Origin of the sequence: Streptomyces flavofungini (genome assembly GCF_030388665.1) — a bacterium.
GTDB classification, from domain to species: Bacteria; Actinomycetota; Actinomycetes; order Streptomycetales; family Streptomycetaceae; genus Streptomyces; species Streptomyces flavofungini_A.
This window is the reverse complement of sequence record NZ_CP128846.1, coordinates 1,841,153-1,855,718: the sequence shown is the minus strand read 5'-3', so window position 1 is coordinate 1,855,718 and position 14,566 is coordinate 1,841,153. Positions and strand designations below refer to the sequence as shown.

At 73.7% G+C, this 14,566-nt stretch carries 13 protein-coding genes; 9 read left to right on the top strand and 4 right to left on the bottom strand.

The features are described from left to right. Positions 1 to 31 precede the first annotated feature (31 nt). The 3 genes from QUY26_RS07145 to QUY26_RS07135 form a co-directional block, all read right to left on the bottom strand. Positions 32 to 1,918, bottom strand: coding sequence for a collagenase (locus tag QUY26_RS07145; RefSeq protein WP_289944273.1), 1,887 nt, complete (start codon positions 1,916 to 1,918; stop codon positions 32 to 34). 376 nt (positions 1,919 to 2,294) lie between these two features. After that, on the bottom strand, positions 2,295 to 3,014 hold the full coding sequence (locus QUY26_RS07140; RefSeq protein WP_289944272.1) for a GntR family transcriptional regulator: 720 nt from the start codon (positions 3,012 to 3,014) through the stop codon (positions 2,295 to 2,297). Positions 3,015 to 3,309: 295 nt separating this feature from the next. Beyond that, entirely contained in the window at positions 3,310 to 4,164 is an 855-nt protein-coding gene (locus QUY26_RS07135) for a class I SAM-dependent methyltransferase (RefSeq protein ID WP_289944271.1), read from the bottom strand. Positions 4,165 to 4,410: 246 nt separating this feature from the next. On the opposite strand from QUY26_RS07135, the gene QUY26_RS07130 reads away from it, so the two are divergent. The 8 genes from QUY26_RS07130 (at position 4,411) to QUY26_RS07095 (ending at position 12,613) form a co-directional block, all read left to right on the top strand. Next, positions 4,411 to 5,547 (top strand): sensor histidine kinase, encoded by a 1,137-nt coding sequence (locus QUY26_RS07130; RefSeq protein ID WP_436840281.1) that lies wholly within the window; start codon positions 4,411 to 4,413, stop codon positions 5,545 to 5,547. Between the two features lie 5 nt (positions 5,548 to 5,552). Continuing rightward, entirely contained in the window at positions 5,553 to 6,287 is a 735-nt protein-coding gene (locus QUY26_RS07125) for a response regulator (protein ID WP_289944270.1), read from the top strand. Between the two features lie 131 nt (positions 6,288 to 6,418). Continuing rightward, positions 6,419 to 7,159: a DUF4232 domain-containing protein gene (locus tag QUY26_RS07120; RefSeq protein WP_289944269.1), complete on the top strand. Its 741-nt coding sequence runs from the start codon at positions 6,419 to 6,421 to the stop codon at positions 7,157 to 7,159. A gap of 530 nt (positions 7,160 to 7,689) precedes the next feature. Further along, positions 7,690 to 9,750: a sensor histidine kinase gene (locus QUY26_RS07115; RefSeq protein WP_354670669.1), complete on the top strand. Its 2,061-nt coding sequence runs from the start codon at positions 7,690 to 7,692 to the stop codon at positions 9,748 to 9,750. Between the two features lie 191 nt (positions 9,751 to 9,941). Beyond that, entirely contained in the window at positions 9,942 to 10,388 is a 447-nt protein-coding gene (locus tag QUY26_RS07110; protein WP_289944268.1) for a roadblock/LC7 domain-containing protein, read from the top strand. After that, positions 10,385 to 10,741, top strand: coding sequence for a DUF742 domain-containing protein (locus tag QUY26_RS07105; protein ID WP_289944267.1), 357 nt, complete (start codon positions 10,385 to 10,387; stop codon positions 10,739 to 10,741). The genes QUY26_RS07110 and QUY26_RS07105 overlap by 4 nt, the downstream gene beginning before the upstream one ends. Continuing rightward, positions 10,722 to 11,339: a GTP-binding protein gene (locus QUY26_RS07100; RefSeq protein WP_289944266.1), complete on the top strand. Its 618-nt coding sequence runs from the start codon at positions 10,722 to 10,724 to the stop codon at positions 11,337 to 11,339. Before QUY26_RS07105 ends, QUY26_RS07100 begins: the two co-directional genes overlap by 20 nt. Beyond that, the gene (locus QUY26_RS07095; RefSeq protein ID WP_289944265.1) at positions 11,336 to 12,613 is read left to right on the top strand and encodes a cytochrome P450; all 1,278 of its coding nucleotides are present in this window, start codon (positions 11,336 to 11,338) and stop codon (positions 12,611 to 12,613) included. Before QUY26_RS07100 ends, QUY26_RS07095 begins: the two co-directional genes overlap by 4 nt. A 47-nt stretch (positions 12,614 to 12,660) precedes the next feature. On the opposite strand, the gene QUY26_RS07090 is transcribed toward QUY26_RS07095, so the two are convergent. Next, the gene (locus tag QUY26_RS07090; protein WP_289944264.1) at positions 12,661 to 13,887 is read right to left on the bottom strand and encodes a cytochrome P450; all 1,227 of its coding nucleotides are present in this window, start codon (positions 13,885 to 13,887) and stop codon (positions 12,661 to 12,663) included. 205 nt (positions 13,888 to 14,092) lie between these two features. Here QUY26_RS07090 and QUY26_RS07085 point away from each other — a divergent pair, with 205 nt between their 5' ends. Beyond that, positions 14,093 to 14,551: an SsgA family sporulation/cell division regulator gene (locus tag QUY26_RS07085; protein ID WP_289944263.1), complete on the top strand. Its 459-nt coding sequence runs from the start codon at positions 14,093 to 14,095 to the stop codon at positions 14,549 to 14,551. Positions 14,552 to 14,566 lie beyond the last annotated feature (15 nt).

The following is a 14,566-nucleotide window of genomic DNA, read 5'->3' as shown; positions in this document are numbered from 1 at the left end:
TGCGCGCCGCCCCGTGGGGGCTGATGGAGCGTCAGCCCCGGGTGCCCGGACGGGTTCCGCAGTCGCCCGCGGAGCACTTGTCCAGCCAGGTGGCGAAGTCCGCGTCGTAGCGGGTGCCGATGGTCTTCTTGAGCAGAGTCCGGGCAGCGGCCCAGTCACCCTTGCGGTAGTGGCCGAGCAGGGCCGTCACGTCCTGGGGGTGCGACTGGATCAGGTAACGGACCGCCAGATAGCCCCAGTTGTAGATGCGCGTGGAGTCGGCGTTGTCGTAGGTGGTGTCGAAGAGGGTGCTGAGCCGGTACGTCTTCTTGCCCGCCTGCTCGATCGCGTCGTCGTAGGTGACACCGCGGTAGGAGTACGAGATGTACTCGGCGAAGCCCTCCACCCACATCACGGTCGGCGTCTTCATGCCCTCCGCGAAGTCGCCGTACATGTTGAAGCGGCCGTCGAGGTAGTGCGTGTACTCGTGGTTGAGGTTCCAGATCTGGAAGTCGGGGCGCAGCCACTCCGCCTCGTACGCGATGAACCGGGGCAGGTTGCCCGCCTGGGCCGGATTGCCCTCCAGGTACATGCCGCCGTTGTCGGTGTCGATGCCGAAGACGAGGCCCGCGTACGTCTTGTAGTCGCTGCTGGAGTCGAAGGCGACCACTTCGAGCGTGGTGTTGTTGTCGTTGGCGACCGGGCCGTTGTCCTTGGCCACGCCGTGGAAGTAGGAGTCCTGGGCGAGCAGGCTGGAGCAGGCCGAGCTCAGCTCGGTGGACGTCATCTGCTGGGCGACGATGCGCAGGCTCGGGGCGCAGGTGTGCTTGACGGTGAGGACGGCGTCACGCACGCGCTTCTGCAGGTCGCAGGTGTTGTAGTACGCGCAGTTGTCCTTGTCGTACGCGTCCGTCATCTCGGCGAGGCCGACCCACAGCGGCGCGGTGCGGCCGGTGATCCGGCTGCGGTCGAGGAGCTGCTTGACCAACTGCGGCACCACACCGCCGAACTGCTCGTGCCGCAGGAAGCGGCCCAGCTCGCGGCCGGCGTTGGCGGTGAGGTACGACTTGTCGGTGCCGAGCAGGCCGTCGTGGGTGACGGCGAAGTCCCGCAGCCCGGTCAGGACGCTCCGGTCGGCCTGCACGGCGGCCACGAACTCCGGCACCTGGTGGCCTCGGAACAGCACCGTGTAGGTGTTGTTGACCGCCGCGACCATCCACCAGTGGGCGTCGTAGGAAGAGTCGTAGTCGTTGAGGAGCCGCTTGACGACGTTCAGGAAGCGGGCGTTCTCGCCCGAGCTGTCGATCAGGGTGACCGTCTCGGCGAGGGTCTCGCCGTTGGCCGCGCTGACGTCGAAGGCGCGCGCCGAGCCGAAGAACGCGTCGAGGCCGCCCTGGATCGCGCGCTTCAGCGCCGGGCCGTAGGGGCCGACGGTGTCCGGCTGGCCCCACTGCACGTAGTAGCCCGCGCGCAGGTAGAGCACCAGCTGCGTGATCGAACCGCTGTTGTTCCCCGGGTAGTTGACGGACGTGTCGCGCAGCGCGCGGGACACCGTCACCATCTGCTCCTCGCGGAACAGGGCCCGGGAGTCCGAACCGGTCACGCCGAACAGCGTGTTGACGCAGGCGGTCTCCGCGGACTTGATCTGCCTGACCAGGGCGCTGCCGGTCTTCGACGTGAAGTCCGAGACGTTGCAGGCCGCCTTGGGGGCGCCGCGGTACGCCTTGGGCGCCTGCTTGACGGTGTGTGTCGGCGGGCGCTTGGAGGGGTCCTTGGTCGGCTTGGCCGCGTGCTCGGCCTCGGTGGCCCGCAGGTCCTCGGTCGAGGTGGGGGTGGCGGGGGAGGGGGCGGTGCCGGGGCGTGGCGCGGGCGCCTTGGCCGTGGCGTCCGCGGCGGCTCCCTGACCGGTGAAGGCGACCAGGGTCAGGCCCAGGCACATGACGAGGGCCGATATCAGGAGCCGGGCCAGGGGAGTTCTCGGTGCGCGTGACTTCTGTGGTCGTGAGGTGCGTTTCAAAGTGCCCTCCGGGCGGTCGGCGGCCGTGCCCGAGCACGGCCGTGGGGGTGCGCGACCCGTGGCGACAAAGGGTGTGAGGCGCTGAACTGCGGAAACCCTTGAGCTGTCATGCCCACGAAGAATGCGTGACATGTAATATTGCACACATCACATGGTCAGAGAAGGCCTCTGTGGGCATGGGCAGAGATTGACGCAGCGTCATGTCCGGGGTGCGGAAGGAGTGCTGTTCAGCGCGAGGCGGCGGTGGCGGCGCTCGCTGGGCGCGGCGGGGTGCGGCGGGGTGCGGGGTGCGGCGAGGTCAGCGGGCGGTGCCGAGGCCGCCCCTGCGGGGGCGCTTGGCCGGCTCCTGGGGCTGGCGCCCCTTCGCCCACAGGGTCCGGACGTGGCCGAGGTGGCGCGTCATGCACTTCTCGGCGCCCTTGGCGTCACCGGCCAGCATCAGGTCGAGCAGTTCGATGTGCTCCTCGGCCGACGGGAGCAGTTCGCCGCGCTCGTCCAGGCCCGTCAGGCCGTACAGGCGGGAGCGCTTGCGCAGATCGCCGACGGCCTCCACCAGCCGGTCGTTGCCCGAGAGGGCGAGCAGTGACAGGTGGAAGCGGCGGTCCGCCTCCAGATAGCCGATGAGGTCGTGGACGCGGGCGGCGCGCACGATCTCCTCGGCCACCTCCCGCAGCGCCTCCAGGTCCTCGCGGGCGGCGGTGCGCGTGATGCGGCCGACCGTGGGGACCTCGATCAGGGTGCGGATCTCCGTGTACTGGTCGAGGTCCTCTTCGTTGACCTCGGTGACGCGGAAGCCCTTGTTGCGGACCGGCTCGACCATGCCCTCCCTGGCCAGGTCGAGCATCGCCTCGCGCACCGGAGTCGCCGAGACCCCGAAGTCCTCGGCGAGCGCGGGCGCGGAGTAGACCTCGCCGGGCTTGAGCTCGCCGGAGATCAGGGCCGCGCGCAGCGCGTTCGCCACCTGGTCGCGCAGGCGCTCGCGGGTGGTGATGAGGTCGCGCTGCGTCAGATGACCCATGGCGGTGGTGATCCCTTCGTGCCTGCGCCCCGTGCCTTCGTGGCCGAGCGGATCACCAGCGTACAATGTCACGTTGTTTTCGCAGCTGAGCGGGCGGTGGGGAAGCGGGGCACGGGGGTCCGGCCGGGGTCGGGCCGGGTGCACGGGCGCCTGCCCGCCGCCGGATCGACAGGTCGCAAGCGGTACCGCCGAGGACGACGTTCGGGGATCATGCGGGCCTCCGCGCGGCCCCCTAAGGAGGGACCCGGGGGCGGCGGACGAGCCCGGGGCTCCAGCAGGGGCCCGGGGCGGCGGGTCAGCTCGGGCGGGTCGCTGTCACCAGCCACACCCGCGCCTTCATCCGCACCCCGCGCCCGCCCGCGTACGGGGTGAGCGCGTCCTCCAGGGCCTTGCGGGTGACCCTCGGCACCGCGCGGCCGGGCGTGCGCGACAGGAGGAAGTCGACGGCGTCCGCCGGGTCACGGCCCCAGTACGTCTCGACGGTCAGCGACGTCACGCTCACGTCCGTGTAGGCGGCGAGGGAGCGCCGGATGTGCGCGGGGTCGCTGAGCGAGGCCATCGCGGCGCGCGCGTCGGTGTGGTCGGCGGAGGGAGCGGCCCCTTCGGCGCCGAGCAGGCACGCGATCAGGCCGAGCGTGCGGGACTCCTCGATGTCGGGGCTCGCGGGCTGCGGGCAGACGAACACCAGGCGCCCGCCCGGACGCAGCGCGCGCGCCACGTTGCGGAACGCCGCCGCGTGGTCGGCGAAGAACATCACTCCGCCTCTGCTGATCGCCACGTCGTAGCCGCCCTCGGGAAAGCGGTGCGTCTGCGCGTCCCCCCGCTCGTACGAGACGTTCGTGACCTCCTCGGCCGCGGTGCGGGCCCGCGCGCGCTCCAGGAGCGGCGCGGAGATGTCCACGCCGACCGCGTGCCCGCCCGGCCCGGCGAGCCGCGCCGCGATCCGTGTCACGGTCCCCGCGCCGCAGCCGATGTCGAGGACCCTGGCCCCGCCGCTGATCCGCGCGGCCGCGAAGAGACGGCCGTTGAGGTCGCCGCTCATGGCGTCGTAGCGGTCCTGCTGTTCGGCCCAGTGCCGGCCGATGGGGCCGTTCCACAGCTCCTCCTGGCGGGCGTTGGGGCGGGCTTCGGGGCGGGCGTGCGTCGTCATGGCGTCTCCTTCGCCTCGGGGGTCGTCCAGGGATGTCGCCGCGCGGTGCGGCTGCGCGGTGCCGCTGTGCGCTCCTGGTGCCGTCGATCGTGGCCGCGCCGGTGCCCCCCGGTCGTCGTACCGGCGAAGGCAGTTGGACCTACGGCGCCGGGGCCGGTCGGCCGCGCGACTACTGCACGGGGAGTAGCGCGGGAGCGGTCCGCACGGGGGACGTCCGGGGCCGGGGCCCCGGCTAAGGTGCGGGACATGACGGGGGAACGCGGAGGATCCGGTGGCTTCGGCCGCCTCGACGAGCGCAGGATCAGGGCGATGGCGGCGGTGTTCGCCGTGGTCATGGCCGCGGTCGTGGCGGGCGCCACGGCGTACGAGGGCGGCGCCGACGCCGTCGACTACGCCCTGGTGTGCGTCGGCTCGCTCGCCCTGGCGGAGCACCGCCGCGCCCCGCGCGTCGTCCTCGTCGTCAGCGCGGTCGCCATGGCCGCCTTCGTGCTGCACGCCGAACCGGCCACCGCGGCCGCCTTCCCCGTCCTCGGCGCCGTGCACGCCGCCGCGCACAGCGGCCACCGGCTGCTCGCCACGGGCACCGGACTCGCCTTCCTCGCCGCGTTCCTCGGCGCCGACCCGGGCCGCGACGGCGCCGTCGAACGGACCCTGCTGCTCACCGGGTGGTTCGTGTGCGCCGTCGCCACCGGCATCGCGGCCACGACCTGGCAGGCGTATCTGCGCCAGACCGAGGAGCGCGCCCTGGAGGCGGAGCGCACCCGGGAGGAGGTGGCGCTGCGCCGGGCCGGGGAGGAACGCCTGCGCATCGCCCGCGAACTGCACGACTCCCTCACCCACCAGATCTCCATCGTCAAGCTCCAGGCGGGCGTGGCCGTGCATCTGGCGCGCAAGCGCGGCGAGGACGTGCCGCCCGCGCTGCTCGCCATCCAGGAGGCCAGCGGCGAGGCGATGCGCGAACTGCGCGCCACGCTCGAAGTGCTGCGCACGGACGGGCCCACCGGCAGCCCCGCCCTGCTCGTCGAGCGCGCGCGGTCGGCGGGCCTGCCCGTCGAGCTGACGGTGACCGGGCGCGAGCGGACCCTGCCGACGGCCTTGGAGCAGGGTGTGTACCGCATCGTCCAGGAGTGCCTCACCAACGCCGCCCGGCACGCGGGCGGACCCGCGTCGGTCGGCGTCCATCTCGACTACGGGGAGCGGCAGGTGGTGGTCCGTGTGGACGACGACGGGGCCGCGCGCCCTGACCTGCCCGTGGAACCCGGCGTCGGGCTCACCGGGATGCGCGAGCGGGTCGAGGCGCTCGGCGGCGCGCTGCGCGCCGGGGCGCGGGACGAGGGCGGCTTCTCGGTGCGGGCCGAGCTGCCGCTGGGGACGGCGGGGTGAACCGGGTGAGCGGGGTCGTCAGGGTCGTGCTCGTCGACGACCAGGCCCTGATGCGGGCCGGGTTCCGTGCGCTGATGGACGCCGAGGACGGGATCGAGGTGGTGGGCGAGGCCGCCGACGGGGCCCAGGGCGTGGCGCTGGTCGGGGAACTCGTGCCCGATGTCGCGCTCATCGACGTCCAGATGCCGGTCATGACGGGCATCGAGGCGACCCGCCGCATCGCCGCCGACCCGCGCCTCGCGGACGTGCGCGTCGTCATCCTCACCAACTACGGCCTGGACGAGTACGTCTTCGACGCGCTGCGCGCGGGGGCCAGCGGCTTCCTGCTCAAGGACACCGAGCCCGCCGACCTGTTGCAGGCCATCGAGGTCGTGGCCCGCGGCGACGCACTGCTCTCGCCCGCCGTGACGCGGCGCCTGATAGGGGAGTTCGTGGCCCGGCCGCCGGACCGCGCGACCCCGCCCGGCCTGGAGGGGCTCACGCGCCGCGAACGGGAGGTGACGGCCCTCGCGGCCCGCGGCCTCAGCAACGAGGAGATCGCCGCGCACATGGTCATCAGCCCGTTCACGGCCAAGACGCATGTGAGCCGGGCGATGACGAAGCTGGGAGCCCGTGATCGGGCCCAACTCGTGGTGTTCGCCTACGAGTCGGGGCTCGTGCGGGCCCGGGTCGAGGGGGACGCCGAGGGGGACGGGGGCGCGGGCGTGGGCGCGGACGGCGGGGGTGCGGGGGTGTCGTAGTGGTGTCGGGGCAGGGGCAGGGGCAGGGGCAGGGGCAGGGGCAGGGGCAGGGGCAGGGGCGAGCGGCGGGGGCGCGGGGTGGTGGTCCGGCCGGGCGGGGGGCGGCGCCGGACGCGTGGCATGATCCCGGCGTGACTCTTCTCTCGCCCCGCCACGCCAGCGCCCTCTGCGCCCTCGCGATAGTCGTCGCCGGGTGCGGGCAGTCGAAGGCATCAGGACCGCACCCGCCGCACAGCGCGAAGGATGCCGCGACCCGCGTGGCGGGCCAGGGCGGTCAGCCCCCGTCCGCGGCCGGGCCCGCCCCGTCCCGCACCGGGCCCGCCCCCTCCTTCGGCGTCACCCCCGACGAACTCCCCTCCGGCGCCGAGCGCTCGCCCCGGTACGGCGCGCTGCCGCCCGAGCCCCGGCAGGAGAGCAGGGACTGCTCCAGGAAGCGCGGCACCCTCGTCGAACCGGGCCCCGTCGACGCCGCGATGGGCCTGCGCGCGATGCGGATCACTCTGACGTACTGCGGCACCGGCACCCACCGGCTCGACGGCTACCCCGGCCTGCGCGCGCTCGGCGACGACCGGGCGCCCCTCGACGTGCGCACCCTGCGGGGCACCGGGCGGATCACCACCGGCGTGCCCGACCCCGGGCCGCACCCGGTGGCGCTGCGGCGGGGCGAGTCGGCGACGGCGGTCGTGGTGTGGCGCAACACCTACACCGACACCACGCGTCCCGCCGTGCAGGCGCCCCATCTGCGGGTCGTGCCCGCGCCCGGCGCCCCGGCGCGGATCCTCACGCCGGACGGGGGCATCGACCTCGGCAGCACCGGCCGCATCGGGACGACGGCCTGGAAGAAGTACGCGCCCGACGGCGCCGGGGGATGAGCCGGGACGGGGGAGTGGGGCAGTCGGGACGGGGGCGTGGGTGAGTCGGGTCGGGGCCGCTCGTGCCACGGGACGCGCCGCGCGGGAGACAAGGTTGGCTTGAAATCGCCATCATGGGGGTGCGATTTCAGCCGCTGGAAGGTCCCTGTCCGCGATAGATGGCTGACCCATGCACCGTACGTATGTGCGTGTCCGACGGTGCGTCACCGTCCGGCCTGGGGTGTCGGGTTCCGTTGGGGAATAGCACGCGTGCCGCCCCGATGAGTCCTTTCGCGACGAACCTTCCGGACCGAGCCCCCCGGAGCTGAATGCCCGCTTCCACTGTGCGATCTTGTGACTAGCATGACCACCACAAGTGCCGTCGGAAGACAGCGCCACCAGGCGGACTTCCCTCGCGGCGGCACGCAGTCGAGGGCGGGCCGACAGCCCGCGCACCCGTGCCGACACCGAGGGACCACGGAATGACACAGCCCGCCGATCGTCGTCCGGACCGCACCCCGAGCAGCCGGCGAACGGCATACACGCTGCCCGTGTGTCTCCTCATAGCCGCCGCGGCGGCGGGTGCGGCCGTCGCCGCCCTCGCTCCGGACGGGGCCCGCGCCTGGGTGGGCGCCGCCGCTGCCGGAGGCTGGATCCTGCTCACCGTCGCCGTCCTCGTCGGCCTCACGACGGCGAACCGGCTCCGCACCCGGGCCGCCGACGCCGAGGGCGAACTGCTCGCCGTACGAAGCCAGTTGGACAACCGAACCGCCGAGGACATGGGTCTGGCGCAGGTGACCCTGCCGGGCGTGGCGCGGCTCGTGCGCGAGGGCGCCGCCCCGGACGAGGCGCTGCGGCAGACCCGGCAGCCCGCCCTGCCCTCCCAGCGCGAACTGCTGCGCGTGTGCGTGAGCGCCCTGGCCGACGCCGAGCAGCGCGCCGCCACCGCCGCCGCGACCCAGCGCCGCACCGCCGACGACCTGGCCCGCGTCACCGCGGACGTCCGCCTCCTCGCCGAGGAGACCCTCCCCGGCGTGGTCGCCACCCTGCGCGGCGGCGCCTCCGTGGACCGCGCCCTCGCGGGCGCCCAGTGGCCCGCCGACGCCGCGCTGCGCGCCCTGACCGAGGCCGTCATCCGGGAACTCGCCCTGAGCGAGCGGCGCGCGGCCGCCGCGCAGGCCGCGAGCGCCAAGGCCCTCAGCCGCGTCCAGGCCAAGTCCGTGAGCATGCTCGCCGACCTGCGCGACATGCAGGACCGGCACGGCGAGGAGGTCTTCGGCGACCTGCTCCGGCTCGACCACAGCACCTCGCAGCTCGGCCTCATGACCGACCGCCTCGCCCTGCTCATGGGCGGCCGCTCCAGCCGCGCCTGGAACAAGCCCATCGTGATGGAGTCCATCCTGCGCGGCGCCGTCGGCCGCATCGCCGCCTACCAGCGGGTGCGGCTGCACTGCTCCACCAGGGTCGCCGTCGTCGGCTTCGCCGCCGAGGGCGTGATGCACCTGCTCGCCGAACTCGCCGACAACGCCGCGAACTTCTCCCCGCCCACCGACGAGGTCCACGTGTACGTGGAGGAGTCCCGCACCGGCATCGTCATCACCATCGAGGACAGCGGCCTCAGGATGTCCGAGGCGGCCCTGCGCCGGGCCGAGGAGGCGGTGTCCGGGCGGATGACCGACCTCGCGCTCCTTCAGGGCACCCGGCTCGGCCTCGCCGTCGTCGGCGGGCTCGCCGTGAAGTACGGCGTCAACGTCAGCTTCCGCCCCTCGGCGCGCGGCGGCACCGGCGTCGTCGTCCTGCTGCCCCCGCAGCTGATCGCCCAGCAGCCGCAGCCGGAGCGCGCCCCCGCGGTCGACGCGGGCACGTCCGCGCTGCCGGGCGCCGGGGCCGACGGCGGCGGCACCGGCGCCGCGGCCGGAGCCCAGGCCGTGCCCGCGCCCCGCCCCGCCGCCGAAGGCCCCGTCGGAGCCCCCGCCGCACCCTGGCCGGCCCCCGCCGACGCGGGCTTCGGCGACGCCCCCGGCGAGCGGGCCGACACACCCGAGCACACCGCCGTGCGCGAGCGTGCCGCCGACGGGGCCGACGCGTACGGGTGGGCGTCGGGCCACGGCACGGACGGCCGCGGGATCGGCGCCGACGGCCGAGGGTCCGGCGCCGGTGGCCTCGGCGGCGGCACCGACGGCCGCGGGATCCGCGCCGACGGCCCGGGCGGCACCGAGAGCCGGGGCGGCCAGGGCGGCACCCACGGCCGGGGGATCAGCGCCGAGGGCACCGACGGCAGGGGCGCCACCCTCGGCGGTCTTCCGATGCGGCGCCCCGGCCGCACCATGGCCGCCGCGCACGCCGAACTCCAGCAGCGCCAGGCCGCCGACTCCGCCGCCCGGGAAGCCTCTCGGAGCGGCCCGGACACCACCCCGGGAGGCCGTGGCACCCCCGACGCCCACCGGCACACCGGCCCGGACGCCGGGGACCCGGCCGACGCCCCGCGCCCGCCCCGCGACCTCGGCGCCCGGTTCGGCGCCTTCCACCGCGCCCGGCGGGCCGCCGGGGAGGCCACGGGGGAGAGCGCACCACCCACCGCCCGCGAGAGCGAGCCGCCGCGGGCCGAGTGACCGGCCCCCGCGGCCGCCGGGACCGGTCCGCCCGGACCGCCTCCCCGGCGCGCCGCCCGGCGCACCCGGCGCCCCGCACCGCCCCACGGGGCCGCAACGAAGCACCCCACCGTTCTCACCTTCCCCACCCCCGCCCCGCACCGAAAGGGAGGCACGGGCGTTCGCGCACCCGGTGATCGCCCCGAACCGACATGCAGACCACCGACAACAGCCTGAACTGGCTTCTGGACACCCTCCTCGACGGCACCCCCGGAACGCGGCACGCCCTCGTGCTGTCCCGGGACGGCCTCAAGCTCTGCTGGAGTCCCGGCCTCAGTCTCGACCAGGCCGACCAGCTCTCCGCGATCTGCTCCGGCATCCAGGCGCTCGCCCAGGGCGCCTCCATGGAGTTCGGCGACGGATCCGGGGGCGTACGGCACTCCATGACCGAGTTCCACGGCGGACTGCTCTTCGTCGTGGAGGCCGGACAGGGCGCACACCTCGCCGTCATCGCCGACGAGGACGCCGACCCCGGTGTGGTGGGCCACCAGATGAGCCAGCTCGTGGCCCAGATAGGCGAGCACCTGCGGGCCGAGCCCCGCGGCCAAGGGCACGGGAACCCCGGCACCCCCGGGGACCCCGCGCGCCCCGCCTCGTGATGCGCAGGCCCGTCGATGTGGGCGACCCCGACCGGCTCTACACGGTCACCGGGGGCCGCAGCCGCTCCGACGGCAGCTCCTTCGACCTGGTCACGCTCATCGTCGCCGAGTGCGAGCCGTCCGTCGGCCAGCAGTCGGAGCACGCGCGCATCCTCGAACTGTGCCGCCACCCCACGGCCGTCGTCGAGATCGCCGCGGAGCTGTCCCTGCCCGTCACCGTCGTCCGCATCCTCCTGGAGGACCTGCTGGCGACCGGCCGCATCACCCCTCGTCACCCCCGCGTGGCGGCCTCCGCCGCGCTGCCCGATTCCGCTCTTCTCACGGAGGTGCTCCATGGGCTCCGCAACCTCTGAGCTGCCGTCGTCCCGGACACCGCTGCGCGACACGGCAGAGAACGGCCTGAAGATCGTCGTGGTGGGCGGCTTCGGCGTCGGCAAGACCACCCTCGTCCGCTCCGTCAGCGAGATCCGCCCCCTCAACACCGAGGAGGTGATGACGCAGGCGGGCGCCGGAGTCGACCGGATACCCGAGTCCAGTGGCAAGAACACCACCACCGTCGCCTTCGACTTCGGCCGCATCAGCCTCAACGACCGCCTGGTGCTCTACCTGTTCGGCGCCCCCGGCCAGAAGCGCTTCTGGTTCCTGTGGGACCGGCTCTTCTCCGGGACGCTCGGCGCGGTCGTCCTCGTGGACACCCGCAGGATGGACGAGTCCTGGTACGCCATCGACCGGCTCGAACACCACGGCACGCCCTTCGTCGTCGCCGTGAACCGCTTCGACGACGACGCCGCGCGCCACTCCCTCGCGGAGATCCGCACCGCGCTCGCGCTGCCCGACCACGTCCCCCTCATCGACTGCGACGCCCGGGTCCGCTCGTCCGGCAAGGACGTGCTGATCACGCTCGTCGACCACCTCCACCACCTGGCACGGGAACGGGAACTGACAGCATGACCGAAGCGAGTGGACCCGCGGCCGCGCCGAACACCCCGCCGCCCGGCTGCCCCGCCCACACCGCCCACCCCGACGCGGTGCCCCTGAGCGGCCTGGAGTACCAGCAGACGCCCTTCGACCTGTACCGCAGCCTGCGCTCCAAGCACGGCTCCGTCGCGCCCGTCCTGCTCGACGGCGGCGTGCCCGCCTGGCTCGTCCTCGGCTACTCCGAGGTCTCCTACGTCACCGCGCACGACGAGCTGTTCGCCCGCGACTCACGGCGCTGGAACCAGTGGGACAACATCCCCGCCGACTGGCCCCTGATGCCGTTCGTGGGCTACCAGCCCTCCGTGCTCTTCACCGAGGGCGCCGAACACCGCCGCCGCGCGGGCGTCATCACCGAGGCCCTGGAAGGCGTCGACCAGTTCGAACTCGGCCGTGAGTGCGCCTACATCGCCGACCAGCTCATCGCGTCCTTCTCCGGCCGCGGCAGCGCCGAGCTGATGAGCGCCTACACCCACCCCCTCGCCATGCGCGCCGCCGTCCACATGGTCGGCATGCCGCCCGGCGCCGCCGACACCGAGGCCCTCGTCGAGGACCTGCGGATGTCCCTCGACGCCGCCGAGGGCGACGACCCGGTGGCCGCGTACGTCCGGGTCGGCGAGCGCGTCCACCACCTGGTCAAGGAGCGGCGGCAGAGCCCCGGAGCCGATGTCACCTCGCGCATGCTGGAGCACCCCGCGGGCCTCTCCGACGAGGAGATCGTCCAGGACCTGATCTCCGTGATCGCCGCCGCCCAGCAGCCCACCGCGAACTGGATCTGCAACGCCCTGCGGCTGCTCCTGACCGACGAGCGCTTCGCCCTGAACGTCTCCGGCGGCCGCCTCAGCGTCAGCCAGGCGCTCAACGAGGTGCTGTGGCTCGACACCCCCACCCAGAACTTCATCGGCCGCTGGGCGGTCCGCGACACCCAGCTCGGCGGGCGCCGCATCCGCGCCGGCGACTGCCTGGTCCTCGGCCTCGCCGCCGCCAACGCCGACCCGCAGATCTGGCCGGGCGCGCAGGTGGGCTCCGAGAACTCCGCGCACCTGTCCTTCAGCAACGGCGAACACCGCTGCCCCTACCCGGCGCCGCTGCTCGCCGACGTCATCGCCCGCACCGCGGTCGAGACGCTCCTGGAGCGGCTGCCGGACCTGGTGCTCGCCGTCGACCCGGCGGAGCTGACCTGGCGCCCCTCCATCTGGATGCGCGGACTCACGGCGCTGCCGGTCCAGTTCACGCCCGTGGCGCAGTGACGGCGGCGGCGCGGAGACGCTCCGCGCCGCACGCGGGGAAGCGGCGCTCAGCGCGGCACGGGCGTGAACACCACGGGCAGGGCGGCCGGGCCCCGCGTGAACACGCCCTGCTCCGACGGTACGAAGCCGTCGGCGAGCCGCATGTCCGGCATGGCGTCGAGGAGTTGGTTGACACCCGTCTCCACCTCGGCGCGGGCGAGCAGCGCGCCCACGCAGAAGTGCCGGCCGAGGGCGAACGCGAGGTGGTCGGCCGCCGCGGAGAACGCGGTGGTGGCCGTCAGGTCGTCCCGGAAGATGTCGAAGCGGTCCGGGTCGCGGTAGCGCTCGCCGTCCCGGTTGGCGGAGCCGATGAGGCAGGTCACGGTGGCACCGGCGGGAATGGTGCCCCCGGCCACCTCGACGTCGACCGCGCTCTGCCGCATGATCATGTGGACCGGCGGGGAGTGGCGCAGGGTCTCTGCGAACGCCCGGTCGACCAGGGTGCGGTCCGCGCGCACGGCGGCGAGCTGGTCGGGGTGCGCGAGCAGGTTCGCGAAGATCCCGGCGATGGCCTTGTCGGTGGTCTCGCCGCCCGCGGCGAGCAGCAGGCTGCAGAACGCCTTGATGTCCTCGTCGCTCATCCGCACCCCGTCGACCTCGGCGGCGCACAGCGCCGAGAGCAGGTCGCTCCCCGGGTTCTTCCGGCGTTCGGCGATGACCGGGAACATGTACTCGGCGAACTCCACCCGGGTCCGCTCGCCCGCGGCCATCACCTCGGGGTCGCCCGCCAGGTTGCCGAGGAAGGCGATGACGGTGGTGTACCAGCCGTGGAAGCGGGCGTGGTCGGCCTTGTCGAGGCCGAGCATGTCGGCGATCACGTTCACCGGGAAGCGGGTGGCGTAGTCGGCCACCAGATCCGCGGAGCCGCGGTCGCGGAAGGCGTCGATCAGCTCCTCGGAGTTGCGGCGGATGACCGGCAGGAAGACGTCCCGCAGCTCGCTGCCGCGGAAGGCCGGGGCGACCAGGGCCCGGCGTACGGCGTGTTCACGGCCGCTGAGCTGGAGTATCGTCCGGCCGTGCACGGGTTCGAGCTGCCAGTCGTAGTTCTCCGTGGTGAACTGCGCCTCCTTGTCCTTGAAGACGCGGGCCACGTCCTCGTAGCGGGAGACGAGGTAGCTTTTGGTGGGCTCGTGCCACAGCAGCGGGGCTTGTTCCCGCAGGGCGCGATAGACCGGGTAAGGATCGGCCGCGAACTCGGGCGAGAGAATGTCCGGAATGGGCTGAGCAGTGGACACGGTGCTCCTTCGGAGGGCGACTGCCTGGCCGGCACAGCCTATTGATCAAGGAATGGAACCAACAGAGTGCGTCGGCTGCCACCTCCCGGCTGTTCGTCACCGGCAGGCAGCTGTTACATGTCACCCATCAAGTGTTTTCCCCGCATTCCCCGAGCCCGTCGGGGCATACGGGTCCCACCACCCCCCAACCCCCTGGAGGCACGCCGTGGAGGCCGAGGTCAGAGTGACGGTGTTCATGGAACTGGAGACCGCCGACGCACCCGGCGGCCGGGCCCCCCTCGCCGCCGAACTCGCCTATGCGGCCGCCGATCCCTTCGCGGTCACCATGACGTTCCACTGCGAGGGCGGTGAGGTGACGCGCTGGCGCCTGGACCGGCAGCTCCTCGGCGACGGCTGCCGGGGCCCGGCCGGTGAGGGCGACGTGCGCGTCGAGCCGACCCCGGACACGGGCCGCGGGCCCGGCGTGCGCGTCGAGCTGTTCGGCATGCCGGGCCCCGCGGGCCGCTCCCACGGCGTGCTGCACGCCGCCGCGGCCGACATCACCGCCTTCCTCGACACCACGCACGCGCTGGTGACGCCGGGGTCGGAGCGGATCTGCCTGGACGAACTCGTGGCGGCCTGCCTGGGCGACAGCGAGAGCCCGTTCGGGGAGCACGCCGCCTGAGGGGGTCCGGGCCGC